Genomic DNA, 26,265 nt, shown 5'->3' with positions numbered 1-26,265 from the left:
CAGAAAAGGAAGCGCCATGACCACGGCAGCCGAACAGCAGCACATCCAGCAACAAGGTCTGTACGACCCGGCCAACGAACACGATGCCTGCGGCGTCGGCTTCGTGGCCCACATCAAGGGCGAGAAGCGTCACGACATCGTGACCCAGGCGCTCAAGATCCTGGAAAACATCGACCACCGTGGCGCCGTGGGGGCCGATGCCCTGATGGGCGACGGCGCCGGCATCCTGATCCAGCTGCCCGACGCGCTCTACCGCGAAGAAATGGCCAAGCAGGGCGTGAACCTGCCGCCGGCCGGTGAATACGGTGTCGGCATGATCTTCCTGCCCAAGGAGCACGCCAGCCGCCTGGCCTGCGAGCAGGAGATGGAGCGCGCCATCAAGGCCGAGGGCCAGGTGCTGCTGGGCTGGCGCGACGTGCCGGTCAACAAGGACATGCCGATGTCCCCGACGGTGCGCGAGAAGGAGCCGATCATGCGGCAGGTCTTCATCGGCCGCGGCAACGACGTGATCGTGCAGGATGCGCTGGAGCGCAAGCTGTACGTGATCCGCAAGACCGCCAGCGCCCACATCCAGGCGCTCAAGCTCAAGCACAGCAAAGAGTATTACGTGCCCAGCATGAGCAGCCGCACCGTGGTCTACAAGGGCCTGCTGCTGGCCGACCAGGTGGGCACCTACTTCCTGGACCTGCAGGACCCGCGCTGCGTCTCCGCGCTCGGTCTGGTGCACCAGCGCTTCTCCACCAACACCTTCCCCGAGTGGCCGCTGGCCCACCCGTACCGCTACGTCGCCCACAACGGTGAAATCAACACCGTCAAGGGCAACTACAACTGGATGAAGGCGCGCGAAGGCGTGATGTCTTCGCCGGTGCTGGGCGCCGACCTGCAGAAGCTCTACCCGATCAGCTTCGCCGGCCAGTCCGACACCGCCACGTTCGACAACTGCCTCGAACTGCTGACCATGGCCGGTTACCCGATCAGCCAGGCCGTGATGATGATGATTCCCGAGCCCTGGGAACAGCACACCATGATGGACCCGCGCCGCCGCGCGTTCTACGAGTACCACGCCGCGATGCTGGAGCCCTGGGATGGCCCGGCTTCCATCGTGTTCACCGACGGCCGCCAGATCGGCGCCACGCTGGACCGCAACGGCCTGCGCCCCTCGCGCTACTGCATCACCGACGACGACCTGGTCATCATGGGTTCCGAATCGGGCGTGCTGCCCGTGCCGGAAAACAAGATCGTGCGCAAGTGGCGCCTGCAGCCCGGCAAGATGTTCCTGATCGACCTGGAGCAGGGCCGCATGATCGATGACGAGGAGCTGAAAGCCAACCTCGCCAACAGCAAGCCCTACAAGCAGTGGATCGAGAACCTGCGCATCCGCCTGGACGACGTGGAGCACCCCGTCGCCGGTGAAGACGCGGTCGAGCTGCCGATCGCCCAGACCGAGCCGCAATCCACCGGTGCCGAACGCGTCTCGCCCGAGCTGCTGGACGCCCAGCAGGCCTTCGGCTTCACCCAGGAAGACATCAAGTTCCTGCTCAGCCCCATGGCCGCCAACGGCGAAGAAGGCATCGGCTCCATGGGCAACGACAGCCCGCTGGCCGTGCTCTCGGGCAAGAACAAGCCGCTGTACAACTACTTCAAGCAGCTGTTCGCGCAGGTGACCAACCCGCCCATCGACCCGATCCGCGAAGCGATCGTGATGTCGCTGGTGTCCTTCGTCGGTCCCAAGCCCAACCTGCTGGACATCAACCAGGTCAACCCGCCGATGCGGCTGGAAGTGAGCCAGCCGGTGCTGGACGCCGCCGACATGGCCAAGCTGCGCAACATCGAATCGGTGACGCAGGGCAAGTTCAAGAGCGCCACGCTGGACATCACCTACCCCGCCGCCTGGGGCAAGGAAGGTGTGGAAGCCAAGCTGGCTTCGCTGTGCGCCGAAGCGGTGGACGCGATCAAGGGCGGCAAGAACATCCTGATCATCAGCGACCGCGGCGTCAGCCGCACCCAGGTGGCCGTGCCCGCGCTGCTGGCGCTGTCGGCCGTGCACCAGCACCTGGTGCGTGAAGGCCTGCGCACCACCGCCGGTCTGGTGGTCGAGACCGGCACCGCGCGCGAGGTGCACCACTTCGCCGTGCTGGCCGGCTACGGCGCCGAAGCCGTGCACCCCTACCTGGCCATGGAAACCCTGCAGGCCATCGCCCAGGACCTGCCGGGCGAGCTGAGCGCCGACAAGGCGATCTACAACTACGTCAAGGCGATCGGCAAGGGCCTGTCCAAGATCATGTCCAAGATGGGCGTGAGCACTTACATGAGCTACTGCGGCGCCCAGCTGTTCGAGGCCATCGGCCTGAACAGCGAGACCGTGTCCAAGTACTTCACCGGCACCGCCAGCCGCGTGGAAGGCATCGGCGTGTTCGAGATCGCCGAAGAAGCCATCCGCATGCACAAGGCCGCCTTCGGCGACGACCCGGTGCTGGCCAACCTGCTGGAAACCGGTGGCGAATACGCTTGGCGCGCCCGTGGTGAAGAGCACATGTGGACGCCCGACGCGATCGCCAAGCTGCAGCACAGCACCCGCGCCAACAACTGGAACACGTACAAGGAATACGCGCAGATCATCAACGACCAGAGCAAGCGCCACATGACGCTGCGCGGCCTGTTCGAGTTCAGGATCGATCCGTCCAAGGCGATCTCCATCGACGAGGTGGAACCCGCCAAGGAGATCGTCAAGCGCTTCGCCACCGGTGCCATGTCGCTGGGCTCCATCTCCACCGAGGCGCACGCCACGCTGGCTGTGGCCATGAACCGCATCGGCGGCAAGAGCAACACCGGTGAGGGCGGTGAAGACGCGCTGCGTTACCGCAACGAACTCAAGGGCATCCCGATCAAGCAGGGCCAGACCATGTCCGACCTGCTGGGCAACATCTTCGAGGTCGACTACCCGCTCGAAGCCGGTGACTCGCTGCGTTCCAAGATCAAGCAGGTGGCATCGGGCCGTTTCGGTGTGACCGCCGAGTACCTGTCCAGCGCCGACCAGATCCAGATCAAGATGGCCCAGGGCGCCAAGCCCGGCGAGGGCGGCCAGCTGCCCGGCGGCAAGGTGTCGGAATACATCGGCAAGCTGCGCCACAGCGTGCCTGGTGTGGGTCTCATCAGTCCGCCGCCGCACCACGACATCTACTCGATCGAAGACCTGGCCCAGCTGATCCACGACCTGAAGAACGTGGCGCCGCACAGCGACATCAGCGTCAAGCTGGTGTCCGAAGTGGGCGTGGGCACCATCGCCGCCGGCGTGGCCAAGTGCAAGGCCGACCACGTCGTGATCGCCGGCCACGACGGTGGCACGGGTGCTTCGCCCTGGTCGTCGATCAAGCACTGCGGTTCGCCCTGGGAAATCGGCCTGGCCGAAACCCAGCAGACCCTGGTGCTCAACCGCCTGCGCAGCCGCATCCGCGTGCAGGCCGACGGCCAGATGAAGACCGGCCGCGACGTCGTCATCGGCGCGCTGCTGGGCGCGGACGAATTCGGCTTCGCCACCGCACCGCTGGTGGTCGAGGGCTGCATCATGATGCGCAAGTGCCACCTCAACACCTGCCCTGTGGGCGTGGCCACGCAGGACCCGGCGCTGCGCAAGAAGTTCTCCGGCAAGCCCGAGCACGTCGTCAACTACTTCTTCTTCATTGCCGAAGAAGTGCGCCAGATCATGGCCCAGCTGGGCGTGCGCAAGTTCGACGACCTGATCGGTCACGCCGAGCTGCTGGACATGAAGCAGGGCATCGAGCACTGGAAGGCCAAGGGCCTGGACTTCAGCCGCCTGCTGGCCACACCGAATGTGCCGGCCGACGTGCCGCGCCTGCACACGCTGACCCAGGACCACGGTCTGGACAAGTCGCTCGACAACGTGCTGATCGCCAAGAGCAAGGCGGCCATCGAGAAGGGCGAGAAGGTCCAGTTCATGGAGCGCGCACGCAACGTGAACCGCTCCGTCGGCGCCATGCTCTCGGGTGCGGTCACCAAGGTGCACCCCGAAGGTCTGCCGGACGACACCATCCGCATCCAGCTCGAAGGCACGGGCGGCCAGTCCTTCGGCGCCTTCCTTACCAACGGCATCACGCTCTACCTGATCGGTGACGCCAACGACTACACCGGCAAGGGCCTGTCGGGCGGCCGCGTGGTGGTGCGCCCCAGCATCGACTTCCGCGGTGAATCGACCCGCAACATCATCGTGGGCAACACCGTGATGTACGGCGCCACCAGCGGTGAAGCCTTCTTCAGCGGCGTGGCCGGTGAACGCTTCGCTGTGCGCCTCTCGGGCGCCACAGCGGTGGTGGAGGGCACGGGCGACCACGGTTGCGAATACATGACCGGCGGCACCGTGCTGGTGCTGGGCAAGACCGGCCGCAACTTCGCCGCCGGCATGAGCGGCGGCATCGCCTACGTCTATGACGAAGATGGCCTGTTCGCCCAGCGCTGCAACACCGCCCAGGTCGCCCTGGACAAGGTGCTGCCCGCCGCCGAGCAGGAGGCTTCCGTCGACAAGGCTGTGTGGCACCGCGACCAGACCGACGAAGCCCAGCTCAAGAAGCTGCTGGAAGACCACAACCGCTGGACCGGCAGCAAGCGCGCGCGCGAACTGCTGGACAACTGGGCCGAAGCCCGTGCGAAGTTCGTGAAGGTGTTCCCGACCGAATACAAGCGCGCCCTGGGCGAGATCAACGCCAAGAAGGCGGCCGTGGTCGCCACCGGCAAGGCCCAGACCAGTGCCAAGAAACAGGCCGCACCCGCCAAATAAAAACACCTACCCACGCAGGAAACCATCATGGGAAAAGTCACCGGCTTCATGGAATTTGAGCGTCTGGAAGAGGGCTACAAGCCCGTTGCCGAGCGCCTGAAGCACTTCAAGGAATTCGTGGTCGGCCTGGACGACAGCCAGGCCAAGATCCAGGGCGCGCGCTGCATGGACTGCGGCACGCCGTTCTGCAACAACGGCTGCCCGGTCAACAACATCATTCCGGACTTCAACGACCTCGTGTACGCGGGCGACTGGCAGAACGCCATCACCGTGCTGCACAGCACCAACAACTTCCCCGAGTTCACCGGCCGCATCTGCCCCGCACCCTGCGAGGCCGCCTGCACCATCAACGTGAACGGCGACGCGGTGGGCATCAAGTCCATCGAGCACGCCATCATCGACAAGGCCTGGGAAAGTGGCTGGGTCCAGCCGCAGCCAGCCAAGCACAAGACCGGCAAGAAGGTCGCCGTGGTCGGTTCCGGCCCGGCCGGCATGGCCGCCGCCCAGCAGCTGGCGCGCGCCGGCCACGATGTGACGGTGTTCGAGAAAAACAGCCGCCTCGGTGGTCTGCTGCGCTATGGCATCCCCGACTTCAAGATGGAGAAGTCGCACATCGACCGCCGCGTGGCGCAGATGGAAGCCGAAGGCGTGGTGTTCAAGACCAGCACGCTGATCGGTACCGTGCCCGAGAGCCTCAAGGTCACGAACGACGCCAAGACGGTGATCAGCGCGGAAGACCTCAAGGCCCAGTTCGACGCCGTGCTGCTGACCGGGGGTTCCGAACAGAGCCGCGACCTGCCGGTGCCCGGCCGCGACTTGGACGGCGTGCACTTCGCCATGGAGTTCCTGCCGCAGCAGAACAAGGTCAACGCCGGCGACAAGCTCAAGAACCAGCTGCGCGCCGACGGCAAGCACGTCATCGTCATCGGCGGTGGCGACACCGGCTCCGACTGCGTTGGCACCAGCACCCGCCACGGGGCGGTGAGCGTGACCCAGTTCGAGGTGATGCCCCAGCCGCCCGAGCAGGAAAACAAGCCGCTGGTGTGGCCGTACTGGCCGCTGAAGCTGCGCACCAGCTCCAGCCACGACGAGAGCGCCGAGAAGGGCATCCTGGCGCGCGAGTTCGCCATCTCCACCAAGGAGTTCGTGGGCAAGAACGGCAAGCTGACCGGCCTGAAGACCGTGAACGTTGAGTTCAAGGACGGAAAGATGGTCGAAGTCGCCGGTTCCGAGAAGGAATACAAGGCCGACATGGTTCTGCTGGCCATGGGCTTCGTGAACCCGGTCGCCACCGTGCTCGACGCGTTTGGCGTGGACAAGGACGCCCGCGGCAACGCCAAGGCGTCGACCGACTTTACCGGTGGTTACATCACCAGCGTGCCCAAGGTTTTTGCCGCCGGCGACATGCGTCGCGGCCAGTCCCTGGTGGTGTGGGCCATCCGGGAGGGCCGCCAGGCCGCGAGGGCGGTGGACGAGTACCTGATGGGCCAGTCCGACCTGCCTCGCTGACCCGTGGGGGAATGGTGCGGGGTGGTCCGGGGGGTGTGCATGCACATGCGACAATCCGCGGTCAAACTTTTGGCTTCATGAGCGACACCCCTTTCATCGACATTGACCATGTCACCTTCGGCTACGACAGCCGAAGGACCATCCTCAACGACCTTTCCCTGACATTCGCCCGCGGCAAGATCACTGCCGTGCTGGGCGGGTCGGGGTGTGGCAAGACCACGCTGCTGCGTCTGATCGGTGGTGTGCATGCCGCCTCCAGCGGGCGCGTGGTGTTCGACGGTGAAGTGATCGATGCCTCCGACAAGGCGCAGCTGTTCCGGCTGCGCCGCCGCCTGGGCATGCTGTTCCAGTTCGGTGCGCTGTTCACCGACCTGAATGTCTTCGACAACGTCGCGTTCCCTTTGCGGGAAATGACCGACCTGCCCGAAGAACTGATCCGCCACATCGTGCTGATGAAGCTCAATGCGGTGGGGCTGCGCGGCGCGGCCGGGCTCAAGATCAGCGAAGTGTCGGGCGGCATGGCGCGTCGCGTCGCGCTCGCACGTGCGATCGCGCTCGATCCCGAACTCATCATGTACGACGAACCCTTCGCCGGTCTCGACCTGGTGTCCATGGGCGTGGCGGCCAAGCTGATCCGCACCCTGACCGACGTGACCGGCGCGACCTCGCTGCTGATCTCGCACGACGTGCCGCAGTGCATGGCGATCAGCGACTGGGTGGTGCTGCTGGCACCGGGCGGCCGTGTCGTGGCCCAGGGTACGCCGGCCGAGCTGATGGCCAGCACCGAGCCGGAGGTCCGGCAGTTCGTGCGCGGAGAGCCCGATGGTCCGGTCAAGTTCCACTATCCCGCGCGGTCGGTGGCAGAAGATTTCGGTCCGAGGGTGGCGTCATGATCGTGAACTTCCTGCAAGGCGTCGGCCAGACCACGCTCGGCGTGCTCGGGCGCTGGGGCCACGGCGCCCTGTTCTTCCTCGAGCTGTTGCGGGCTGTGCCGGCCGCGCTGCGCCGCTTCGGCCTGGTGGTCGGCCAGATCCACGCCATCGGCAACCGCTCGCTGGTGATCATCCTGGCCTCGGGGCTGTCGGTTGGCTTCGTGCTGGCCCTTCAGATGTATTACGCCCTGGTGACCTATGGCGCGGCCGAGTCGCTGGGCCTGATCGTCAACCTGGCGCTGGTGCGGGAGCTCGGCCCGGTGGTGGCAGCGCTGCTGTTTGCCGGTCGCGCCGGTACCTCGCTGACGGCTGAGATCGGCCTGATGAAGGCGGGCGAGCAGATCGCCGCCATGGAGCTGATGGCCATCGATCCCAAGGTGCGCGTGCTGGCGCCGCGGTTCCTGGGCGGCATGCTGTCCATGCCCCTGCTGGCGGCCATGTTCTCGACCATCGGCATTCTCGGTGCCTACGTCGTGGCCGTGATGCTGATCGGTGTTGACTCGGGCAACTTCTGGTCCATCATGCAGGACCGCGTCGACGTCTGGCGCGATGTCGGCAACGGCATCGTCAAGTCCTTTGTGTTCGGTGTGATCTGCACCGTTGTCGCCCTCTACCAGGGCTTCGAGACCGAGGCCACGCCGGAAGGGGTGGCCTACGCCACCACCCGCACCGTGGTCACTGCCTCTCTGGGCGTCCTGGCGATGGACTTCATCCTCACCGCCCTGATGTTCTCGACCCCTTGATCCGGGAGAACCCATGAACAAAAAAAGTACGGAAATCCTCGTTGGCCTGTTTGTCGTCCTCGGCGCGTTGTCGTTGCTGTTCCTCGCGCTGAAGGCCGCGAACCTGGGCAGCTTCGCGAGTGGTGGCGACACCTACACACTCAGGGCGCGCTTCGACAACATTGGTGGCCTCAAGGCCCGCGCGCCCGTGCGCTCGGCCGGCGTGAACGTCGGCCGTGTGACCAGCGTCACACTGGATCCGCAGACCTTCCTGGGCGTGGTGACGCTGGAAGTCAACAAGGGCGTGAGCTTTCCCAAGGATTCGTCGGCCAAGATCCTGACGGCCGGTCTGCTGGGCGACCAGTACATCGGCATCGAGCCGGGCGGCGATGAGAAGAACCTGGTGGCCGGTGACGTCATCACGCAGACCCAGTCGGCGGTGGTGCTGGAAAACCTGATCGGCCAGTTCCTGTTCAACAAGGCCGCCGACGGTGGCGAAAAGAAGCCGCAGTGACGGCGCGGCCCGTCGCTGCCGGCGCACACGCAGGGGAACGGTCATGAGACCCGATCGTGGACACATTCTTCGCTGGACGGCATCTCTGGTGCTGACCGGGATGCTTGCGGCCTGCGCCACAGGCCCCGACGCCAACCCGCGCGATCCGCTGGAGCCGATGAACCGCAAGGTGACTCAGTTCAACGACGCGGTGGACGGCGCGCTGCTCAAGCCGGTGGCCACGGTGTACCAGGAGGTCACCCCCGATCCGGTCCGCACCGGCGTCAACAACTTCTTCGAGAACCTGCGCGACGTCTGGTCGTTCATCAACGCCTCGCTGCAGCTGCGTCCGCGCGAGGCGGCCGAGAACTTCCTGCGCTTCAACGTCAACACCTTCTTCGGCGTCGCCGGTCTCTTCGATGTGGCCTCCGAAATGGGCATCGAGCGCACGCGGCTGGACTTCGGGCAGACGCTCGGCCGCTGGGGCGTGCCCTCCGGCCCCTACCTGGTGCTGCCGATCTTCGGCCCCTCCACGGTGCGCGATGCGGCCGGTTTCAGCATTGAGTCGAGCGGGGATCTGGTCCAGGGCCTGTCCAACATTCCGACCCGCAACTCGCTGTATGTGCTGCGTGCGGTGGAAACCCGTGCCAACCTGCTGCGTGCCACCACGCTGCTCGAAGGGGCCGCGCTGGACAAGTACAGTTTCACGCGCGAGCTCTACCTGCAGCGCCGCGAGAGCCAGATCGAGGACCTGATCGACAAGGGCATCGGTCTCAAAGACGGGTCCGAGTGACCCACAAAACGATACGTCAGAATTACAGTTCCGACACATTTGACCGGAACCGGTGCCGTACAGTCCCGGTCCCAAGCGGTACAAGTCCGGCATGGCGCCGGAACCCGCTTCTGAAAGGAAATCACACATGCAACGCCGCCACTGGATCTTCAGCCTGATCACCGCCGCCGCCGTTTTCGCCAGCCCGCTGGCCATGGCCGAGGCCGAGGCGCCCGATGCGCTGGTCAAGCGCATCTCCAGCGACGTGCTGGCGTCGGTCAAGGCCGACCCGGCGATCCAGAAGGGCGACATCAGCCGCATCGTCGCCTTGGTGGACGCCAAGATCATGCCCAACGTGAATTTCTCGCGCATGACCTCGATGGCCGTGGGCCGGGCCTGGCGCCAGGCCACGCCCGAGCAGCAGAAGCAGCTGCAGGACGAGTTCAAGACCCTGCTGGTGCGCACCTACGCGGGCGCCCTGGGCGAGGTGCGGGACCACACCCTGAGCTTCAAGCCGATGCGCTCCAAGCCGGAAGACACCGAAGTGGTGGTCCGCACCGAAGTGCGTGGCAAGGGCGAGCCGATCCAGCTGGATTACCGCCTGGAGAAGACCCCCGACAGCTGGAAGATCTATGACCTGAACGTGCTGGGTGTCTGGCTGGTGGAAACCTACAAGTCCCAGTTTGCCCAGGAAATCAGCACCAAGGGCATCGACGGCCTGATCGCCAACCTCGCGCAGCGCAACAAGAGCGCTGCCGCGGGCAAGACCAGCTGAAAGCCCGACATGAGCGTGCCCGGTACCGCTTCCGTATCCCTGCCCGAGCAGCTCACCCTGCCGGAGGCCGCGCAGACCCTGGAGCGGCTGCGGTCGGCCCTGCTGGCGCAGGAGGGGGCGCCGATGCTGCTGGACGCCGCGCCGCTGAAGGTGTTTGACACCTCGGCGGTGGCGGTGCTGCTGGAGCTGCGCAACGCGGCCCTGGCACGGGGCAAGTCGTTGCAGATTTCCGGCATGCCCCGGCGCCTGCAGGCGCTGGTCACCCTTTACGGGGTGGCCGAGTTGTTGCCCGCCTGAGGCGCTCGCCAGCGGCGGCGCGCGCGGCCGCATAAAATCCAGGGTTCACCGCGGTCAGCAGATGTCCTGCCAGCGTCCGGTGACCTGGCCCGCTCCCGCAATGCCCGCTGTCTCCTTCCAGAACGTTTCCAAGACTTACCGCTCCGCACGCGGTGAGCTGCAGGCGCTCAAGGGCGTGTCCTTCGACATCCGGCCCGGTGAGTTTTTCGGTCTGCTGGGCCCCAACGGCGCCGGCAAGACCACACTGATCAGCATCCTGGCCGGGCTGGCACGGCCCACCGGCGGTCGTGTGCAGGTGCAGGGGCACGACGTTCAGGCCGATTACGCCGCCGCACGGCGCGCGCTGGGCGTGGTGCCGCAGGAACTGGTGTTCGATCCGTTTTTCAATGTCCGCGAGGCGCTGCGCTTCCAGTCGGGCTATTTCGGCCTTCGCCACAACGACGCCTGGATCGACGAATTGCTGGAAGGTCTGGGACTGGCCGACAAGGCGGGTGCCAACATGCGCCAGCTTTCCGGCGGCATGAAGCGCCGTGTGCTGGTGGCGCAGGCCCTGGTGCACAAGCCACCGGTGATCGTGCTGGACGAGCCCACGGCGGGCGTCGATGTGGAGCTGCGCCAGACGCTCTGGCAGTTCATCAGCCGGCTCAACAAGCAGGGCAGCACGGTGCTGCTGACGACCCACTACCTGGAAGAAGCAGAGGCCCTGTGCGGCCGCATCGCCATGCTGCAAAAAGGGCAGGTGGTGGCGCTGGAGAAGACCTCCGATCTGCTGAGCCAGGCGTCGTCCAATGTGCTGCGCTTCAAGACCGATCAGGCACTTCCGGCCGAACTGGCCCGGCAGGCGCGGATCACCGGGCGCGTGGTGCAGCTGCCGGCGCACAACGCCATCGAGGTCGAACAGTGGCTGGCGCGCGCGCGCGAAGCCGGTGTGACCGCCGAAGACGTGGAGATCCGCAAGGCCGACCTGGAGGACGTGTTCATCGAGGTGATGGAGCGCGCCTCCGGCCCTGCAAAGGAAGGCACCGCATGACCGGCTGGCAGATGCTGTTCTACAAGGAAGTGCTGCGCTTCTGGAAGGTGGGTTTCCAGACCGTGGCGGCGCCGGTGATCACGGCGATCCTGTACATGATGATCTTCGGCCATGTGCTCGAAGGCAGCGCCAAGGTGTACGGGCAGGTCAGCTACACCGCGTTCCTGCTGCCGGGTCTGGTGATGATGAGCGTGCTGCAGAACGCGTTCGCCAACAGCAGCTCGTCGCTGATCCAGAGCAAGATCATGGGCAACCTGGTGTTCCTGCTGCTCACGCCGTTGTCCCACCGGGCCTGGTTCGTGGCCTATGTCGGTTCGTCGATCGTGCGCGGCCTGGCGGTGGGTGCGGGCGTGATGGCGGTGACCTGGTGGTATGCCCGGCCCGATCTGGTGGCGCCGCTGTGGATCCTCACCTTCGGTTTCATGGGCGCGGCGTTGCTGGGTGCGCTCGGCCTGATCGCCGGACTCTGGGCCGAGAAGTTCGACCAGATGGCGGCGTTCCAGAATTTCGTGATCGTGCCCATGACCTTCCTCTCGGGCGTGTTCTATTCCATCCATTCGCTGCCGGCCTTCTGGCAGCAGGTGAGCCACCTCAACCCGTTCTTCTACATGATCGACGGTTTCCGCTACGGTTTCTTCGGGGTGAGCGACGTCTCGCCCTGGACGAGCCTGGCGCTGGTGGGCTCCGCTCTCGTCGTGGTCAGCGCGGTCGCGCTGCACCTGCTGCGCACCGGCTACAAGATCCGTCACTGAGGCCCTCCCATGACCGCTGAACAACTGCAACACATCATCGCCGCCGGCCTGACCTGCGAGCACCTCGAGGTCTCGGGCGACGGGCGCCACTGGTCGGCTGTGATCGTCTCGCCCGAATTCGAGGGCAAGCGGCCGATCGCGCGCCACCAGCGCGTCTACGCCACGCTCGGCGAACGCCTGAAGACCGACGAGGTGCACGCCCTGTCGATGAAGACATTCACCCCCGCCGAATGGGCGGCCCAAGCCTGAAACGGACCCTGATCCATGGACAAACTGCGCATCACCGGCGGACGCCCGCTCAACGGCGAAGTCATCATTTCAGGCGCCAAGAACGCCGCACTGCCCGAGCTGTGCGCGACGCTGCTGACCAGCGATCCGGTGCACCTGAACAACGTGCCGCGCCTGCGCGATGTCGCCACCATGCGGCTGCTGCTGGACAACATGGGTGTCCAGACCGAGACCCACGGCGAGCGCGGCGGCATGAGCTTCCAGGCGCCCGACACGCTCAGCCCCGAAGCGCCCTATGAGCTGGTCAAGACCATGCGCGCCTCGGTGCTGGTGCTGGGCCCGCTGCTGGCGCGCTTTGGCCGCGCCAAGGTGTCGTTGCCGGGCGGCTGCGCCATCGGTTCGCGGCCGGTGGACCAGCACATCAAGGGCCTGCAGGCCATGGGCGCCGAGATCGTGGTCGAACACGGCTACATGGTGGCCCAGCTGCCACAGGGCCGCAGTCGGCTCAAGGGCGCCCGCATCGCCACCGACATGGTCACCGTGACCGGTACCGAGAACTTCCTGATGGCCGCCGCGCTGGCCGAGGGCGAGACGGTGCTGGAGAACGCGGCGCAGGAGCCCGAGATCCCCGACCTGGCCGAGATGCTGATCGCCATGGGCGCCAAGATCGAAGGCCACGGCACCAGCAAGATCCGCATCCAGGGCGTCGAGCGCCTGCACGGCTGCACCCACCAGGTGGTGGCCGACCGCATCGAGGCCGGCACCTTCCTGTGCGCGGTGGCCGCCACCGGCGGTGACGTGGTGCTGCGTCATGGCCGCGCCGAACACCTGGATGCCGTGATCGACAAGTTGCGCGACGCGGGTGCCCAGATCGAGGTGGGCGACGGTTTCATCCGCGTGAAGGCTTCGGGCCGCATGAAGGCGCAGAGCTTCCGCACCACCGAATACCCGGGTTTCCCGACCGACATGCAGGCGCAGTTCATGGCGCTCAACTGCATCGCCACGGGTTCGAGCAAGGTCACCGAGACCATCTTCGAAAACCGCTTCATGCACGTCAACGAGCTGGTGCGCCTGGGTGCCCACATCCAGACCGATGGCAAGGTGGCGGTGATCGAGGGCATCGACAAGCTGCAGGGCGCGACCGTGATGGCGACCGACCTGCGCGCCTCGGCCAGCCTGGTGATCGCCGGTCTGGTGGCCGAAGGCGAAACCATCGTCGACCGCATCTACCACCTGGACCGGGGCTACGACCAGATGGAAGCCAAGCTGCGCGGCATCGGCGCGGACATCGAGCGCATCAAATGATCACACTCGCCCTCTCCAAAGGCCGCATCTTCGACGAGACACTGCCGCTGCTGGCGGCGGCCGGCATCGAGGTGCTGGAAGACCCGGAAACCTCGCGCAAGCTGATCCTGCCGACCAACCAGCCGGACGTGCGCGTCGTGCTGGTGCGCGCGACCGACGTGCCGACCTATGTCGAACACGGCGGCGCCGACCTGGGCGTGACCGGCAAGGACACGCTGATCGAACACGGCGGCCAGGGCCTGTACCAGCCGCTGGACCTGCAGATCGCCAAGTGCCGCATGAGCGTGGCGGTGCCGGCCGATTTCGACTACGCCTCGGCCGTGAAGCAGGGCTCGCGCCTCAAGGTCGCGACCAAGTACACGACGATCGCGCGCGACTTCTTCGCCAGCAAGGGCGTGCACGTGGACCTGATCAAGCTCTATGGCAGCATGGAACTGGCGCCACTGACCGGCCTGGCCGACGCCATCGTCGACCTGGTGTCCACCGGCAAGACCCTGCAGGCCAACAACCTGGTCGAGGTCGAGCGGATCATGGACATCAGCTCGCGCCTGGTGGTCAACCAGGCTGCCCTGAAGCTCAAGCAGGCTGCCATCCGCCCCATCCTCGACGCGTTCTCGCAAGCCATCGCTGCCCGCGCTGTTTCCCAATAAGCCGTTCCATCATGAGCCTGTCCGCCAAGCCCGCCCGACTGAACACCGCCTCGTCCGACTTCGAGGCGCAGTTTGCGGCGCGCTTGCATTGGTCGGCCGAGACCGACGGCGCGATCGAGCAGCGGGTGGCCGACATCCTGTCGGACGTGAAGGTGCGCGGCGATGCCGCGGTGCTGGAGTACACGGCGCGCTTCGACGGCCTGCAGGCCGACAGCCTCCAGGCGCTGGAACTGACGCAGCCCGAGCTCAAGGCCGCCTTCGATGGCCTGCCCGAGGCCCAGCGCGGTGCGCTGGAAGCGGCCGCACGGCGCGTGCGCAGCTACCACGAAGCGCAGAAGAAGGCCTCCGGCGAAAGCTGGACCTACCGCGACGAAGACGGCACCCTGCTGGGCCAGAAGGTCACGCCGCTGGACCGCGTGGGCATCTATGTGCCCGGTGGCAAGGCGGCCTATCCGAGCAGCGTGCTGATGAACGCCATCCCGGCCCATGTGGCCGGCGTGGGCGAAATCGTCATGGTGGTGCCGACGCCCAGGGGCGAAAAGAATCCGCTGGTGCTGGCGGCCGCCTATGTGGCCGGGGTCACCCGGGCCTTCACCATCGGCGGCGCGCAGGCCGTGGCGGCCCTGGCCTATGGCACGGCCACCGTGCCCAAGGTCGACAAGATCACCGGTCCCGGCAACGCCTATGTCGCCAGCGCCAAGAAGCACGTCTTCGGCGTGGTGGGCATCGACATGATTGCCGGGCCCAGCGAAATCCTGGTGCTGGCCGACGGCACGACGCCCGCTGACTGGGTGGCCATGGACCTGTTCAGCCAGGCCGAACACGACGAACTCGCGCAGAGCATCCTGCTGTGCCCCGACGTTGCCTACCTCGACGCAGTGCAGGCCGCCATCGACCGCCTGCTGCCGGCCATGCCACGCGCGGCCATCATCGCCAAGAGCCTGAACGACCGTGGCGCGCTGATCCTCACGCGCGACATGGAAGAAGCCTGCGCCATCAGCAACCGCATCGCGCCCGAGCACCTGGAGGTCTCCAGCCGCGATCCGCACCGCTGGGAACCGCTGCTGCGGCATGCCGGCGCCATCTTCCTGGGCGCCTACACCAGCGAGAGCCTGGGCGACTACTGCGCCGGCCCCAACCACGTGCTGCCCACCAGCGGCACCGCCCGTTTCTCCTCGCCCTTGGGCGTCTACGACTTCCAGAAGCGCAGCAGCCTGATCGAGGTCAGCGAGGCCGGGGCCCAGCAGCTGGGCACCATCGCTGCCGAGCTGGCCTACGGTGAAGGCCTGCAGGCCCATGCCCGCGCCGCCGAGCTGCGCTTGGCCACCGTGCCGCCGATGCGGGTCGCGAAATGAACGCCATGAACACGCCGAACCCGCTGCGGAACATCCGCCAGGACATCCAGTCCATGCACGCCTACGCCATCCAGGACTCGACCGGCATGGTCAAGCTGGACGCGATGGAAAACCCGTTTGCGTTGCCGCTGGAGCTGCAGAAGGCCTTGGGCGAGCGCCTGGGCGCTGTCGCGATCAACCGCTATCCCGGCGCACGCATCGAAGACCTCAAGCGGGCGCTGGCCCGCTACGTCGACCTGCCCGCAGGCAACGCGCTGATGCTGGGCAATGGTTCCGACGAACTGATCTCTCTGCTGGCCATGGCCTGCGACGTGCCGGGTGCGAGCGTGCTGGCGCCGCTGCCGGGTTTTGTCATGTACGCCATGAGCGCCCAGCTGCAGGGGCTGGCCTTTCACGGTGTGAACCTGACCGCAGATTTCGGACTGGACGAAGCGGCCATGCTGGCCGCGCTGCGCCAGCACCAGCCCACCATCACCTACATCGCCTACCCCAACAATCCCACAGCCAACCTGTGGGACGCTGGCGTGATCCGGCGCCTGATCGCCGAGGCCGCGACCTTCGGTGGCCTGGTGGTCATGGACGAGGCCTACCAGCCGTTTTCCAGCCGCAGCTGGCTGGACGAGATCCGCGCGAACCCGGCGGCCAATGCCAACGTGCTGCTGATGCGCACGCTTTCAAAATTCGGCCTGGCCGGCGTGCGGCTGGGCTACATGGTCGGTCCGCAGGCGCTGGTGCACGAGGTCGACAAGCTGCGCCCGCCCTACAACGTGAGCGTGCTCAACGCCGAGTGCGCGCTGTTCGCGCTCGAACACGCCGACGTGTTCGCGCAACAGGCGGCGAGCATCCGAAGCGAACGTGTGCGTCTGCTGACCGAGCTGGCGGCGATGCCGGGCGTCAGGCCTTTTCCGAGCGAAGCCAACATGGTGCTGGTGCGATTGCCGGACGCGCAGAAGGCCTTCGATGGCCTGAAGGCGCGCGGCGTGCTGGTCAAGAATGTTTCTAAAATGCACCCATTGCTGGGCAATTGCCTGCGCCTGACGGTCGGCACCCCCGACGAGAACACGCGGATGATCGCCGCCCTGCAAGCCAGCCTATGACCACCCCTACCATCGCCACACCCGCCCGCGTGGCAGAAGTCCAGCGCGACACGTCCGAGACGCAGATCCGCATCCGCGTCAATCTCGACGGCACCGGCACGGCCAGGCTGTCCACCGGCATTGGTTTCTTCGACCACATGCTCGACCAGATCGCCCGCCACGGGCTGATCGACCTCGAGATCGACGCCAAGGGCGACCTGCACATCGACGGCCACCACACGGTGGAAGACGTGGGCATCACCCTCGGCCAGGCCTTTGCCAGGGCCGTGGGCGACAAGAAGGGCATCCGCCGCTACGGCCACGCCTATGTGCCGCTGGACGAAGCGCTCTCGCGCGTGGTGGTCGATTTTTCGGGTCGCCCGGGCCTGCACATGCGCGTGCCGTTCAAGGCCGGCATGGTGGGCGGTTTCGATACCCAGCTGACCTACGAGTTCTTCCAGGGCTTCGTCAACCACGCCGGCGTGACCCTGCACATCGACAACCTGCACGGCGAGAACGCCCACCACCAGGCCGAGACCGTGTTCAAGGCCTTCGCCCGCGCGCTGCGCATGGCGCTGGAGCGCGACGAACGCCTGGGCGATGTGATTCCCTCGACCAAAGGTTCGCTCTGAATCTTCTTTCCTTCGGGTTCTGATGAAAGCCAAGACAGTCGCCGTGGTGGACTACGGCAGCGGCAATCTGCGTTCGGTGTCGCAGGCCGTCATCCATGCGGCCCGCGACAGTGGCGTCGAGGTCGTCGTGACCTCGCGCGCGCAGGACGTGTTCGATGCCGAACGTGTGGTGCTGCCCGGGCAGGGCCACATGGCGGACTGCATGAACGAGCTGGCGGCTTCCGGTCTCAAGGACGCCGTGTTGCACGCCGCGGCCCACAAGCCGCTGTTCGGCGTCTGTGTCGGCATGCAGATGCTGCTGGAGCGCAGCGAAGAGGGGCCGACCGACGGTCTGGGGCTGCTGACCGGTGAGGTGGTGCGGTTTCAGCTGGCCAACCGGCTGCAGGAAGACGGCAGCCGTTTCAAGGTCCCGCAGATGGGCTGGAACCAGGTGTTCCATGCACTCGGCCGCGGGCCGGCGCACCCGTTGTGGGCCGGCATCGACGACGGCGCCTATTTCTATTTCGTTCACAGCTACTACGCCCGGCCGGCCAATCCGGCCCATGCCGTGGGTGAGACCGACTTCGGTGGCCGCTTTGCGTCGGCCATCGCCCGCGACAACATTTTTGCTACCCAGTTCCATCCCGAGAAGAGCGCCGACCAAGGTCTGGCGCTTTACCGGAACTTCCTGTCCTGGAAACCCTGACTGCCATTACCTGACGATCATCATGTTGCTGATTCCCGCCATTGATATGAAAGACGGCCAGTGTGTTCGCCTCAAGCAGGGGGACATGGACCAGACCACCGTGTTTGGCGAAGACCCTGCGGCGATGGCCCGCAGCTGGGTCGACAAGGGCGCCCGCCGCGTGCACCTGGTGGACCTCAACGGCGCGTTTGCCGGCAAGCCCAAGAACGAGCAGGCGATCCGTGCGGTGCTCAAGGAGGTGGGGTCCGAGGTCGATGTGCAGCTCGGCGGTGGCATCCGCGACCTGGACACCATTGAGCGTTACCTGGACGCCGGTCTGCGCTACGTGATCATCGGCACCGCCGCGGTCAAGAACCCCGGCTTCCTGCAGGATGCCTGCACCGCGTTCGGTGGCCACATCATCGTTGGCCTGGACGCCAAGGACGGCAAGGTTGCCACGGACGGCTGGAGCAAGCTCACCGGCCACGAAGTCATCGACCTGGGCAAGAAGTTCGAGGACTACGGCGTCGAATCCATCATCTACACCGACATCGGCCGCGACGGCATGCTCAGCGGCATCAACATCGAGGCCACAGTCAAGCTGGCGCAGTCGCTGTCGATCCCGGTGATCGCCTCGGGCGGCCTGTCCAACCTGGAAGACATCCGCAAGCTGTGCGGGGTGGAAGACGAAGGGGTCGAGGGCGTGATCTGCGGCCGCTCGATCTACAGCGGCGATCTGGACTTCCAGGCGGCCCAGGCGCTGGCGGATGAACTCAATGGTTGAAGTCTGATGCTCGCCAAACGCATCATTCCCTGCCTGGACGTGACCGGTGGCCGCGTGGTCAAGGGCGTCAACTTCGTCGAACTGCGCGACGCCGGCGATCCGGTCGAGATCGCCGCCCGCTACAACGAGCAGGGCGCCGACGAGTTGACCTTCCTGGACATCACCGCCACCAGTGACGGCCGCGACCTGATCCTGCACATCATCGAGGCCGTGGCCTCGCAGGTGTTCATTCCGCTGACCGTGGGCGGTGGCGTGCGCACGGTCGAAGACGTGCGCCGCCTGCTCAACGCCGGCGCCGACAAGACCAGTTTCAACTCGGCGGCCATCGCCAACCCGCAGGTGATCCGCGACGCGTCCGACAAGTACGGCTCGCAGTGCATCGTGGTCGCCATCGACGCCAAGCGGCGCCAGGGCGACGACCAGGCTGCACGCGGCGAGGGCTGGGACGTCTACAGCCACGGCGGCCGCAAGAACACCGGTCTGGATGCCGTGGCCTGGGCGCGGCAGATGGCCGACTTCGGCGCGGGCGAGATGCTGCTCACCAGCATGGACCGCGATGGCACCAAGAGCGGTTTCGATCTGGCCCTCACCCGGGCCATCGCCGACGCGGTGAGCGTGCCCGTGATCGCCTCCGGCGGCGTGGGCAACCTCGACCACCTGGCCGACGGTGTGCAGCAGGGTGGGGCGGACGCGGTGCTGGCCGCCAGCATCTTCCACTACGGTGAGTACACCGTGGCGCAGGCCAAGCAGCGCATGGCCGAGCGCGGCATTCCCGTCAGGCTCTGAACATGACCAACGATTGGCTCGACCAGATCAAGTGGGACGCGCAGGGCCTGGTGCCCGTGATCGCGCAGGAAGCGGCCACGGGCGACGTGCTGATGTTCGCCTGGATGAACCGCGAAGCGCTGCAGAAGACGGCCGAGCTGGGCCGGGCGGTGTATTTCAGCCGTTCGCGCAACAGGCTCTGGTTCAAGGGCGAGGAGTCCGGTCATGTGCAGACGGTGCACGACATCCGGCTGGACTGCGACAACGACGTGGTGCTGCTGAAGGTGACACAGCTCGGGCACGAGCCCGGCATCGCCTGCCACACCGGGCGCCACAGTTGCTTCTTCCAGAGCCACCAGAATGGGCAGTGGGTGTCGGTCGATCCGGTGCTCAAGGATCCCGAATCCATCTACAAGTGAGTTTCATGTCCGACACAGACGCATTGGCCCGCCTGGCCGCCGTGATCGAAAGCCGCAAGCTGGCCAATGGTGGCGACCCAGAGAAGAGCTACGTCGCCCGCCTGCTGCACAAAGGGCCGGACGCTTTCCTCAAGAAGATCGGTGAAGAGGCGACCGAGGCCGTGATGGCCGCGAAGGACTGCGACCATGGTGGCGACGTGCAGAAGCTGGTCAACGAGGTGGCCGATCTGTGGTTCCACAGCATGATTGCGCTGGCCCACTACGGCAAGGCGCCCGCCGATGTGGTGGCCGAGCTGTCGCGCCGCGAAGGATTGAGCGGCCTGGAAGAAAAGGCGCTGCGCAAGGCCGTGGCGCGCGAGGCCGAACCGAAGTCCTGAACAGGAGAGCCGACATGAGCGACATCATCGACGTCCAGGCGGTCGACCGCGAAAAGGCCGAATCCCTCAAGACAGTGGGATGGATCAGCTATCTGCTGCACCTGATCGTGGCAGTGGCGGCGGTGATCCCGGGCGCCCAGGTGGGTGCGGGGTTGCTGATCGTGGCGCTCATCGTCGACCTGGTGAAAAAGGACGATGCCGCGGGCACCTGGCAGGCCAGCCACTTCTCCTGGCGCATCCGCAGCGTGATCTGGGCCGCGATCCTGTATGTGGTGACGATTCCGCTGTGGCTGCTGCTGGTGCTGCCCGGATGGATCGCCTGGGGCCTCATTTCCATCTGGTTCCTCTACCGCATCGTCCGGGGCATGGTGCGCATGAATGCCAGCGAGGCGATGCCCGCCTGATCCGAATCCACATACCGACCATGAGCGATCACGACCCGAACTGCATTTTCTGCAAGATCATTGCCGGCCAGATTCCGTCCCGCAAGGTGTACGAGGACAGCGAGCTCTTCGCGTTTCACGACATCCATCCCTGGGCGCCGGTGCACTTTCTGATCATCCCCAAGCGCCACATCGCGTCGATGTCGCACCTGACCGCGGCCGACGAAGCCTGGATGGGGCGCCTGATGGTGCTGGCGCCGAAGCTGGCGCTGGAGCAGGGCTGCAACCCCTACCCCGAAGGGGGCTTTCGCATGGTGTGCAACACCGGTGCCGAGGGTGGGCAGGAAGTCCAGCATCTGCACTGGCATGTGATGGGCGGTCCGCGTCCCTGGGCACGGGGTTGAACCAATCCCGGGGCTTAGAATCCGAGCATTGGCGCCAGGCGCTCTTTCACCAATCTGTTTCTGGAGAATTTCATGGGCTCTTTGTCGATTTGGCACTGGCTGATCGTGCTGCTGATCGTTGTGATGGTGTTCGGTACCAAGAAGCTCAAGAACATCGGCTCCGATCTGGGTGGTGCGGTCAAGGGCTTCAAGGATGGCATGAAGGACGGCGGCTCGAGTGCCGACGCGCCGCCGGCTGGTCAAGTGGGACAGGACACCCGCAGCGAGAAGACCACCATCGACGTCGAAGCCAAGCAGAAAAGCTGAGGTCCGGATTGCGCTGCCTCTTCTGGCATGTCGCCGCGCCTGACTTCAAGCGGGTCGCGCCATGATTGATCTCGGAATTTCCAAGCTTGCGCTGATCGGCGCGGTGGCGTTGATCGTCATCGGACCCGAGAAGCTGCCGCGCGTCGCACGCACCGTGGGCACCTTGCTGGGCAAGGCGCAGCGTTATGTGGCCGACGTCAAGGCCGAGGTCAACCGGTCGATGGAGCTCGACGAGCTCAAGAAGATGAAAGAGTCGATGGAGACCGCGGCCCGGGACGTCGAGTCTTCGGTCAGCACCGGCGCCAGCGATTTCGAGAAGTCGTGGTCCGAGGCCACGACCGGGCTGAACGGATCGGCCATGTCGTCGGGGAGCGATCTCTCCGCACTGGGCGACGGAAGTTTCCCGACCTACAAGCACCCCAAGAAGAACTGGCGCACCAAGCAGACCGCCATGCCCCATTGGTACAAGGCCCGTACCGGTGTGCGCACGCGCGCGCAGTCCGGCGCGGCCCGTGTGGCGCGGTTCCGTCCGCGCTCCACTTCCGTTTCCCCCCGCTGATGTCCGATTCTGACAAGTCCACCGACGAGCTCGCCGGTTCCGAGCAGCCGTTTGTTCAGCACCTGATGGAGCTGCGCGACCGCCTGCTCTACGGCGTCATTGGCCTGGCGGTGTGCATGGCCATTCTGGCGATCTGGCCCGGCCCGGGGGGGTTGATCGACCTGATCGCGGTGCCGATCCGGGCGCACATGCCGCCCGACGCCAAGCTGATCGCCATCGGCGTGTTCTCACCGTTCTTTGTGCCGCTGAAGGTGCTGGCGATGGCCGCGTTGCTGATGTCGCTGCCCTGGTGGATGTACCAGATCTGGGCCTTCGTGGCGCCCGGGCTGTACAGCCATGAGAAGCGTTTTGCGGTGCCGCTGATCATCGTCGGCAGCTTGCTGGCCTATGTCGGCATTGCGTTCGTGCAGTTCTTCGTGCTGGACAAGATGTTCGGCTTCATCCAGCAGTTCACGCCCAAGAGCGTGGCCGCCACGCCCGACATCGCTTCGTATGTCGAGGCCATTCTGTCGCTCTACCTGGCTTTCGGCTTGGCTTTTCAGGTGCCGATCGTGGTGGTGCTGCTGGTGAAGATGAACATGGTCACCGTCAAGCAGCTCAAGGAGTTCCGCGGCTACTTCATCGTGGTCGCCTTCGTGGTGGCTGCGGTGGTGACGCCGCCCGATGTGGTGTCCCAGCTGGCGCTGGCGCTGCCGATGTGCCTGCTCTACGAGTTCGGCATCTGGGGCGCCATGTGGTTTGCCAAGAGTACCAAGGCACCCGAAGAAGAAGCGTCCAGCGACGCTGCCTGAGCCCGGTCCGGCAGCCTCAGCGGTTGCCGGCGGCTGGCGGTTTCGGCAGGTTGCGCTTGCCGGGGGTGATCTGGACGCGCTGCTTGCCGTCTTTGCGCACGACCTCCAGCGTCGACGGTGTGCCCGGGGTCAGCGCGGCCACGGCCGACAGCAGCTGGGCCACATTGCTCACCGGTTTTTCTCCCACGTGTGTGACCACATCTCCAGGGCGGATGCCGGCCTGCGCGGCCGGGCCGTTCTGCAGCACGCCGGTGATGATGACGCCGGTGCCGGGCGGGACGGAAAAACTCTCGGCCAGTTCCGGTGTCAGGTCCTGGGGCTCCACGCCGATCCAGCCGCGCGTGACCTTGCCTTCGCGCACGATGGCTTCCATGACGGTGCGGGCCGTCGACGTGGGAATGGCAAAGCCGATGCCCATGGAGCCGCCAGAGCGCGAATAGATCGCGGTGTTGATGCCCATCAGGTGACCCCGGATGTCCACCAGTGCGCCGCCCGAGTTGCCGGGGTTGATGGCGGCATCGGTCTGGATGAAGTTCTCGAAGGTGTTGATGCCCAGCTGGGTGCGGCCCAGGGCGCTGACGATGCCGCTGGTCACGGTCTGCCCGACACCGAAGGGATTGCCGATCGCCAGCACCTGATCGCCGATCGAGAGGGCGTCCGAATCGCCCAGCGTGATCACCGGCAGGTCCGTGAGCGCGACCTTCAGGATGGCCAGGTCCGACTCGGGGTCGGTGCCGATCACCTGTGCGGCGCTCTTGCGGCCGTCGTTGAGCAGCACCTCGATCTGATCGGCTTCCTCGATCACATGGTTGTTGGTCAGGATGTAGCCCGCCTGGCTGACGATCACACCCGATCCCAGACCCGCCTGCGGCTGGCCCTGCGCCTGGTCACCGAAGAAGAAACGGAACCATGGGTCGTTGCTCTGCGGGTGGTTCTCCGGGGCCTTGCTGGTGTTGATGCTGACCACGGCGGGGGAGGCCACCTTGGCGGCTTCGCGCAGGCTGTTGCCCCCGGATCCGGCGGGCATGGCGGCACTGCCGGCAGGCGATTCGATCACGGGCACCACCATCGGCAGCCCCGGGCGGCGGTTGAGCCACTCAGGCTTGAGCGTCGCCACCACAAAAAGGGCGGCGACCAGAACGGTGACGGTTTGTGCGAAGAGCAGCCAGAGGCGTTTCATGACGAAGAAGTGCCGCGGTGGACCGGGACAACAAATGGCGGGTCAAGGTCAGACATTGTCCCGTATATGACTGCCGCCGTTCTCAGTTCAAGCCGATTGACGCAGGTCAATGCATCCGGGGGGTATCGGGATTGCAATGGCAGTCCGTTGATTCCGAGGACAGGAGCATCCAATGAAAGCCGTGACAGATCTTCTTTCGACCGACTATGGGCTGTTCAGTGTGGGCGTGATCGCATTCACGCTGGGCATGGCGGTCTGGTTTTACCGGTTCTTCAATCGAAAGATGGCTGAATCCGAGCGCGCGGTGAGCGGGCGCAGCTGACGCGCGTCACCGTCGGTTCGCTGGGCCGCACGACGTGGTGTGCGGCAGTGACAGAATAGGCCTTGCTTTTCGCCAATCCGGCGGGAAGAAGGGCCTTTTTCATTGGTCGTCCGGATGTCCTCCCAGTCTTCAACTCGCCCCGATGGCGTGCCACGAGAGACCTTGCTCGCGGCCTTTGATGGTTTGCTTCAGCCTGCCCTGTTCAAGGACTACGGCCCCAACGGGCTGCAAGTCGAAGGGCGGCCCACAGTGCGGAAGCTGGTCAGCGGTGTGACCGCCAGCCTGGCGCTGATCGAGGCCGCGGTGGATGCGGGGGCGGACGCCATCTTTGTTCACCATGGCCTGTTCTGGCGTGGTCAGGACGGGCGCGTCACCGGGTGGATGAAGCAACGCCTCTCCCGTCTGCTGACCCACGAGATCAATTTGTTTGCCTACCACCTGCCGCTGGACGCCCATCCCGTGCTGGGGAACAACGCGCAGTTGGCGCTCCGCCTGGGCGTGACGCTGTCCGGGGCCGCTGGAGAGGGGCGCTTCGGCGACCAGTCGCTGGGCGTTCTGGGGCGCTGTCCGCCGACCACGGCCGGGGCCTTTGCCGACGTGGTGCGCCAGTCCCTGGGCCGTGACCTCGTGTTCGTGGGCGATCCGGGGCGACCGGTGGCGCGGGTGGCCATGTGCTCCGGGGGAGCCCAGGGCTATTTCGAGGCGGCCATCGCGGCGGGCGCGGACCTGTTCGTCACGGGCGAGATCTCCGAGCCCCAGGCGCACTATGCGCGCGAGAGCGGCGTGGCCTACATCGCCTGCGGGCACCATGCGTCGGAGCGCTATGGCGCGCCGGCGGTGGCGCAGGACGTGGCCGACCGGCTCGGCATCGAGCACCGGTTCATCGACATTCCCAATCCGGCCTGACGATGGACGGAACGACTTCACAAGGCCTGCACCGGCCACTGGTGATCACCATGGGGGATCCGGCCGGCATCGGACCTGAGATCGTCGTCCAGGCACTGGCGCGGCGTCCCGAGTTGCTGGGGCAGGTGGTGGTGGCCGGGGACATTCCCTCGATGGAACGGGCGCACGCTCTGCTGTCGGGGCTTTCGGGCGGCTCCTTGCCGCAGGTGCGCGGGGTGGATGCGGAAGATGTGCCGCGCCTGGACGGTGCACAGGCCATCCGCGTCTTCCAGGCCTGCGGGCGCCATCCGCTGGTGCCCTTGGGCAAGATCGGTGGTGTCGCCGGGCGGGCGGCGGCCGAGTGCATTGCGAGGGCCGCTGGCTGGACCCTTGCGGGCGTGGCCCGCGCGATGGTGACGGCGCCGGTGCACAAGGAGGCGCTCGCGGCCGCGGGGCTGCCGCATCCGGGGCACACCGAGTACCTGCAGGCGCTGGCGGCGGAACACGCGGGTGTGCCGGTGGACCGGATGCCAGTCCGCATGATGCTGAGCGCTCCCGGCCTTGCGACGGTGCTGGTCAGCATCCACGTGTCCTTGCGTGAGGCGCTGGACTCCTTGAGCGTCGACCGGATCCTGGACACGATCCGGATCACCGCGGCGCATTTTTCGCGTTGCGGCACGCCCCATGCGCGCATCGCTGTCGCCGGACTGAACCCGCACGCCGGCGAGGGCGGCCTGTTCGGCCGCGAAGACATCGACCTCATCGCCCCGGCGGTCGCCGCGGCACGTGCCCTGGGGATCGATGCCAGTGGCCCGCACGCGCCGGACACGGTGTTCATGCGGGCCCGTCAGGGTGCGTTCGATGTGGTGATCGCGATGTACCACGACCAGGGCTTGATCCCGATCAAGCTGCTTGGCCTGGAGCATGGCGTCAATACAACACTGGGCCTTCCACTGATCCGAACCAGCCCGGACCATGGCACGGCATTCGACCTTGCAGGCACCGGGCAGGCCGATCCCTCCAGCCTGCTGGCCGCTATCGACGCTGCGTTGGCGATGAGCGCCGGCACCCCATGAAAAAAGCCGCCTGCATCCGGGGGGATGCAG

Annotated in this window: 30 protein-coding genes; 29 read left to right on the top strand and 1 reads right to left on the bottom strand. The window is 65.9% G+C overall.

What is annotated here, in order from left to right:
• The first annotated feature begins 16 nt into the window (after nt 1-16).
• The 26 genes from ACS5NL_RS11525 (at nt 17) to tatC (ending at nt 22,772) form a co-directional block, all read left to right on the top strand.
• Nucleotides 17-4,792: a glutamate synthase-related protein gene (locus tag ACS5NL_RS11525; protein WP_439353933.1), complete on the top strand. Its 4,776-nt coding sequence runs from the start codon at nt 17-19 to the stop codon at nt 4,790-4,792.
• A gap of 27 nt (nt 4,793-4,819) precedes the next feature.
• A complete protein-coding gene (locus tag ACS5NL_RS11520) occupies nt 4,820-6,301 on the top strand; it encodes a glutamate synthase subunit beta (protein WP_439353932.1) in 1,482 nt (493 codons plus the stop codon).
• Between the two features lie 77 nt (nt 6,302-6,378).
• Nucleotides 6,379-7,194 carry an ABC transporter ATP-binding protein gene (locus ACS5NL_RS11515; protein WP_439353931.1) on the top strand — a complete coding sequence of 272 codons (816 nt, stop codon included), beginning with the start codon at nt 6,379-6,381 and terminating at the stop codon, nt 7,192-7,194.
• On the top strand, nt 7,191-7,976 hold the full coding sequence (gene mlaE / locus ACS5NL_RS11510) for a lipid asymmetry maintenance ABC transporter permease subunit MlaE (protein ID WP_439353930.1): 786 nt from the start codon (nt 7,191-7,193) through the stop codon (nt 7,974-7,976). Before ACS5NL_RS11515 ends, mlaE begins: the two co-directional genes overlap by 4 nt.
• Nucleotides 7,977-7,989: 13 nt before the next feature.
• Nucleotides 7,990-8,469, top strand: coding sequence for an outer membrane lipid asymmetry maintenance protein MlaD (mlaD, locus tag ACS5NL_RS11505; RefSeq protein ID WP_439353929.1), 480 nt, complete (start codon nt 7,990-7,992; stop codon nt 8,467-8,469).
• A 43-nt stretch (nt 8,470-8,512) separates the two neighbouring features.
• The gene (locus tag ACS5NL_RS11500) at nt 8,513-9,241 is read left to right on the top strand and encodes an MlaA family lipoprotein (RefSeq protein ID WP_439353928.1); all 729 of its coding nucleotides are present in this window, start codon (nt 8,513-8,515) and stop codon (nt 9,239-9,241) included.
• A 127-nt stretch (nt 9,242-9,368) separates the two neighbouring features.
• Complete coding sequence (locus tag ACS5NL_RS11495; RefSeq protein WP_439353927.1) at nt 9,369-9,995, top strand: MlaC/ttg2D family ABC transporter substrate-binding protein; 627 nt, start codon at nt 9,369-9,371, stop codon at nt 9,993-9,995.
• Nucleotides 9,996-10,004: 9 nt separating this feature from the next.
• Complete coding sequence (locus ACS5NL_RS11490) at nt 10,005-10,292, top strand: STAS domain-containing protein (protein ID WP_439353926.1); 288 nt, start codon at nt 10,005-10,007, stop codon at nt 10,290-10,292.
• Nucleotides 10,293-10,392: 100 nt separating this feature from the next.
• Entirely contained in the window at nt 10,393-11,322 is a 930-nt protein-coding gene (locus tag ACS5NL_RS11485) for an ABC transporter ATP-binding protein (protein WP_439353925.1), read from the top strand.
• Nucleotides 11,319-12,074 (top strand): ABC transporter permease, encoded by a 756-nt coding sequence (locus ACS5NL_RS11480; protein ID WP_439353924.1) that lies wholly within the window; start codon nt 11,319-11,321, stop codon nt 12,072-12,074. Before ACS5NL_RS11485 ends, ACS5NL_RS11480 begins: the two co-directional genes overlap by 4 nt.
• A 9-nt stretch (nt 12,075-12,083) precedes the next feature.
• Nucleotides 12,084-12,323, top strand: a complete 240-nt coding sequence (locus tag ACS5NL_RS11475; protein WP_439353923.1) for a BolA family protein — start codon at nt 12,084-12,086, stop codon at nt 12,321-12,323.
• Between the two features lie 15 nt (nt 12,324-12,338).
• Nucleotides 12,339-13,607 (top strand): UDP-N-acetylglucosamine 1-carboxyvinyltransferase, encoded by a 1,269-nt coding sequence (gene murA / locus ACS5NL_RS11470; protein WP_439353922.1) that lies wholly within the window; start codon nt 12,339-12,341, stop codon nt 13,605-13,607.
• Nucleotides 13,604-14,257 (top strand): ATP phosphoribosyltransferase, encoded by a 654-nt coding sequence (hisG, locus tag ACS5NL_RS11465; RefSeq protein WP_439353921.1) that lies wholly within the window; start codon nt 13,604-13,606, stop codon nt 14,255-14,257. The genes murA and hisG overlap by 4 nt, the downstream gene beginning before the upstream one ends.
• A gap of 11 nt (nt 14,258-14,268) precedes the next feature.
• Nucleotides 14,269-15,612 (top strand): histidinol dehydrogenase, encoded by a 1,344-nt coding sequence (gene hisD / locus ACS5NL_RS11460; protein ID WP_439353920.1) that lies wholly within the window; start codon nt 14,269-14,271, stop codon nt 15,610-15,612.
• Between the two features lie 5 nt (nt 15,613-15,617).
• On the top strand, nt 15,618-16,709 hold the full coding sequence (hisC, locus tag ACS5NL_RS11455) for a histidinol-phosphate transaminase (RefSeq protein WP_439353919.1): 1,092 nt from the start codon (nt 15,618-15,620) through the stop codon (nt 16,707-16,709).
• Nucleotides 16,706-17,320, top strand: a complete 615-nt coding sequence (hisB, locus tag ACS5NL_RS11450; protein WP_439353918.1) for an imidazoleglycerol-phosphate dehydratase HisB — start codon at nt 16,706-16,708, stop codon at nt 17,318-17,320. The genes hisC and hisB overlap by 4 nt, the downstream gene beginning before the upstream one ends.
• A gap of 22 nt (nt 17,321-17,342) precedes the next feature.
• Complete coding sequence (gene hisH / locus ACS5NL_RS11445) at nt 17,343-18,005, top strand: imidazole glycerol phosphate synthase subunit HisH (protein ID WP_439353917.1); 663 nt, start codon at nt 17,343-17,345, stop codon at nt 18,003-18,005.
• 22 nt (nt 18,006-18,027) lie between these two features.
• Nucleotides 18,028-18,768 (top strand): 1-(5-phosphoribosyl)-5-[(5-phosphoribosylamino)methylideneamino]imidazole-4-carboxamide isomerase, encoded by a 741-nt coding sequence (hisA, locus tag ACS5NL_RS11440; RefSeq protein ID WP_439353916.1) that lies wholly within the window; start codon nt 18,028-18,030, stop codon nt 18,766-18,768.
• Between the two features lie 6 nt (nt 18,769-18,774).
• Nucleotides 18,775-19,554, top strand: a complete 780-nt coding sequence (hisF, locus tag ACS5NL_RS11435) for an imidazole glycerol phosphate synthase subunit HisF (RefSeq protein ID WP_439353915.1) — start codon at nt 18,775-18,777, stop codon at nt 19,552-19,554.
• Between the two features lie 2 nt (nt 19,555-19,556).
• Nucleotides 19,557-19,952, top strand: a complete 396-nt coding sequence (gene hisI, locus ACS5NL_RS11430; RefSeq protein WP_439353914.1) for a phosphoribosyl-AMP cyclohydrolase — start codon at nt 19,557-19,559, stop codon at nt 19,950-19,952.
• A gap of 5 nt (nt 19,953-19,957) precedes the next feature.
• Entirely contained in the window at nt 19,958-20,329 is a 372-nt protein-coding gene (locus ACS5NL_RS11425; protein ID WP_439353913.1) for a phosphoribosyl-ATP diphosphatase, read from the top strand.
• Nucleotides 20,330-20,343: 14 nt separating this feature from the next.
• Nucleotides 20,344-20,733, top strand: coding sequence for a DUF4870 family protein (locus ACS5NL_RS11420; RefSeq protein WP_439353912.1), 390 nt, complete (start codon nt 20,344-20,346; stop codon nt 20,731-20,733).
• A gap of 20 nt (nt 20,734-20,753) precedes the next feature.
• Nucleotides 20,754-21,116, top strand: coding sequence for a histidine triad nucleotide-binding protein (locus ACS5NL_RS11415; RefSeq protein ID WP_439353911.1), 363 nt, complete (start codon nt 20,754-20,756; stop codon nt 21,114-21,116).
• 72 nt (nt 21,117-21,188) lie between these two features.
• The gene (gene tatA / locus ACS5NL_RS11410) at nt 21,189-21,422 is read left to right on the top strand and encodes a Sec-independent protein translocase subunit TatA (protein ID WP_439353910.1); all 234 of its coding nucleotides are present in this window, start codon (nt 21,189-21,191) and stop codon (nt 21,420-21,422) included.
• A gap of 61 nt (nt 21,423-21,483) precedes the next feature.
• Nucleotides 21,484-21,981, top strand: a complete 498-nt coding sequence (tatB, locus tag ACS5NL_RS11405; protein WP_439353909.1) for a Sec-independent protein translocase protein TatB — start codon at nt 21,484-21,486, stop codon at nt 21,979-21,981.
• Nucleotides 21,981-22,772 carry a twin-arginine translocase subunit TatC gene (tatC, locus tag ACS5NL_RS11400; protein WP_439353908.1) on the top strand — a complete coding sequence of 264 codons (792 nt, stop codon included), beginning with the start codon at nt 21,981-21,983 and terminating at the stop codon, nt 22,770-22,772. The genes tatB and tatC overlap by 1 nt, the downstream gene beginning before the upstream one ends.
• Before the next feature lie 16 nt (nt 22,773-22,788).
• Here the strand turns inward: tatC and ACS5NL_RS11395 are convergent, their stop codons facing one another.
• Nucleotides 22,789-23,952, bottom strand: coding sequence for a trypsin-like peptidase domain-containing protein (locus tag ACS5NL_RS11395; RefSeq protein ID WP_439353907.1), 1,164 nt, complete (start codon nt 23,950-23,952; stop codon nt 22,789-22,791).
• A gap of 172 nt (nt 23,953-24,124) precedes the next feature.
• On the opposite strand from ACS5NL_RS11395, the gene ACS5NL_RS11390 reads away from it, so the two are divergent.
• From ACS5NL_RS11390 to pdxA, 3 genes are all read left to right on the top strand, one after another.
• On the top strand, nt 24,125-24,274 hold the full coding sequence (locus ACS5NL_RS11390; RefSeq protein WP_439353906.1) for a DUF3149 domain-containing protein: 150 nt from the start codon (nt 24,125-24,127) through the stop codon (nt 24,272-24,274).
• Between the two features lie 114 nt (nt 24,275-24,388).
• Nucleotides 24,389-25,180, top strand: coding sequence for a Nif3-like dinuclear metal center hexameric protein (locus ACS5NL_RS11385; RefSeq protein WP_439353905.1), 792 nt, complete (start codon nt 24,389-24,391; stop codon nt 25,178-25,180).
• A 2-nt stretch (nt 25,181-25,182) separates the two neighbouring features.
• Complete coding sequence (gene pdxA, locus ACS5NL_RS11380) at nt 25,183-26,235, top strand: 4-hydroxythreonine-4-phosphate dehydrogenase PdxA (RefSeq protein ID WP_439353904.1); 1,053 nt, start codon at nt 25,183-25,185, stop codon at nt 26,233-26,235.
• Nucleotides 26,236-26,265: the final 30 nt, after the last annotated feature.

This window comes from Hydrogenophaga sedimenti (assembly GCF_051857515.1).
GTDB lineage: Bacteria > Pseudomonadota > Gammaproteobacteria > Burkholderiales > Burkholderiaceae_C > Hydrogenophaga.
The sequence above is the reverse complement of the archived record's forward strand: the minus strand, read 5'-3'. Positions and strand labels throughout refer to the sequence as shown.

Bases quoted from the DNA above. Each gene is read 5' to 3' on its own strand.
- ACS5NL_RS11525 (WP_439353933.1), top strand. From the start codon at position 17: ATGACCACGGCAGCCGAACAGCAGCACATCCAGCAACAAGGTCTGTAC.
- ACS5NL_RS11520 (WP_439353932.1), top strand. From the start codon at position 4,820: ATGGGAAAAGTCACCGGCTTCATGGAATTTGAGCGTCTGGAAGAGGGC.
- ACS5NL_RS11515 (WP_439353931.1), top strand. From the start codon at position 6,379: ATGAGCGACACCCCTTTCATCGACATTGACCATGTCACCTTCGGCTAC.
- mlaE (WP_439353930.1), top strand. From the start codon at position 7,191: ATGATCGTGAACTTCCTGCAAGGCGTCGGCCAGACCACGCTCGGCGTG.
- mlaD (WP_439353929.1), top strand. From the start codon at position 7,990: ATGAACAAAAAAAGTACGGAAATCCTCGTTGGCCTGTTTGTCGTCCTC.
- ACS5NL_RS11500 (WP_439353928.1), top strand. From the start codon at position 8,513: ATGAGACCCGATCGTGGACACATTCTTCGCTGGACGGCATCTCTGGTG.
- ACS5NL_RS11495 (WP_439353927.1), top strand. From the start codon at position 9,369: ATGCAACGCCGCCACTGGATCTTCAGCCTGATCACCGCCGCCGCCGTT.
- ACS5NL_RS11490 (WP_439353926.1), top strand. From the start codon at position 10,005: ATGAGCGTGCCCGGTACCGCTTCCGTATCCCTGCCCGAGCAGCTCACC.
- ACS5NL_RS11485 (WP_439353925.1), top strand. From the start codon at position 10,393: ATGCCCGCTGTCTCCTTCCAGAACGTTTCCAAGACTTACCGCTCCGCA.
- ACS5NL_RS11480 (WP_439353924.1), top strand. From the start codon at position 11,319: ATGACCGGCTGGCAGATGCTGTTCTACAAGGAAGTGCTGCGCTTCTGG.
- ACS5NL_RS11475 (WP_439353923.1), top strand. From the start codon at position 12,084: ATGACCGCTGAACAACTGCAACACATCATCGCCGCCGGCCTGACCTGC.
- murA (WP_439353922.1), top strand. From the start codon at position 12,339: ATGGACAAACTGCGCATCACCGGCGGACGCCCGCTCAACGGCGAAGTC.
- hisG (WP_439353921.1), top strand. From the start codon at position 13,604: ATGATCACACTCGCCCTCTCCAAAGGCCGCATCTTCGACGAGACACTG.
- hisD (WP_439353920.1), top strand. From the start codon at position 14,269: ATGAGCCTGTCCGCCAAGCCCGCCCGACTGAACACCGCCTCGTCCGAC.
- hisC (WP_439353919.1), top strand. From the start codon at position 15,618: ATGAACACGCCGAACCCGCTGCGGAACATCCGCCAGGACATCCAGTCC.
- hisB (WP_439353918.1), top strand. From the start codon at position 16,706: ATGACCACCCCTACCATCGCCACACCCGCCCGCGTGGCAGAAGTCCAG.
- hisH (WP_439353917.1), top strand. From the start codon at position 17,343: ATGAAAGCCAAGACAGTCGCCGTGGTGGACTACGGCAGCGGCAATCTG.
- hisA (WP_439353916.1), top strand. From the start codon at position 18,028: ATGTTGCTGATTCCCGCCATTGATATGAAAGACGGCCAGTGTGTTCGC.
- hisF (WP_439353915.1), top strand. From the start codon at position 18,775: ATGCTCGCCAAACGCATCATTCCCTGCCTGGACGTGACCGGTGGCCGC.
- hisI (WP_439353914.1), top strand. From the start codon at position 19,557: ATGACCAACGATTGGCTCGACCAGATCAAGTGGGACGCGCAGGGCCTG.
- ACS5NL_RS11425 (WP_439353913.1), top strand. From the start codon at position 19,958: ATGTCCGACACAGACGCATTGGCCCGCCTGGCCGCCGTGATCGAAAGC.
- ACS5NL_RS11420 (WP_439353912.1), top strand. From the start codon at position 20,344: ATGAGCGACATCATCGACGTCCAGGCGGTCGACCGCGAAAAGGCCGAA.
- ACS5NL_RS11415 (WP_439353911.1), top strand. From the start codon at position 20,754: ATGAGCGATCACGACCCGAACTGCATTTTCTGCAAGATCATTGCCGGC.
- tatA (WP_439353910.1), top strand. From the start codon at position 21,189: ATGGGCTCTTTGTCGATTTGGCACTGGCTGATCGTGCTGCTGATCGTT.
- tatB (WP_439353909.1), top strand. From the start codon at position 21,484: ATGATTGATCTCGGAATTTCCAAGCTTGCGCTGATCGGCGCGGTGGCG.
- tatC (WP_439353908.1), top strand. From the start codon at position 21,981: ATGTCCGATTCTGACAAGTCCACCGACGAGCTCGCCGGTTCCGAGCAG.
- ACS5NL_RS11395 (WP_439353907.1), bottom strand. From the start codon at position 23,952: ATGAAACGCCTCTGGCTGCTCTTCGCACAAACCGTCACCGTTCTGGTC.
- ACS5NL_RS11390 (WP_439353906.1), top strand. From the start codon at position 24,125: ATGAAAGCCGTGACAGATCTTCTTTCGACCGACTATGGGCTGTTCAGT.
- ACS5NL_RS11385 (WP_439353905.1), top strand. From the start codon at position 24,389: ATGTCCTCCCAGTCTTCAACTCGCCCCGATGGCGTGCCACGAGAGACC.
- pdxA (WP_439353904.1), top strand. From the start codon at position 25,183: ATGGACGGAACGACTTCACAAGGCCTGCACCGGCCACTGGTGATCACC.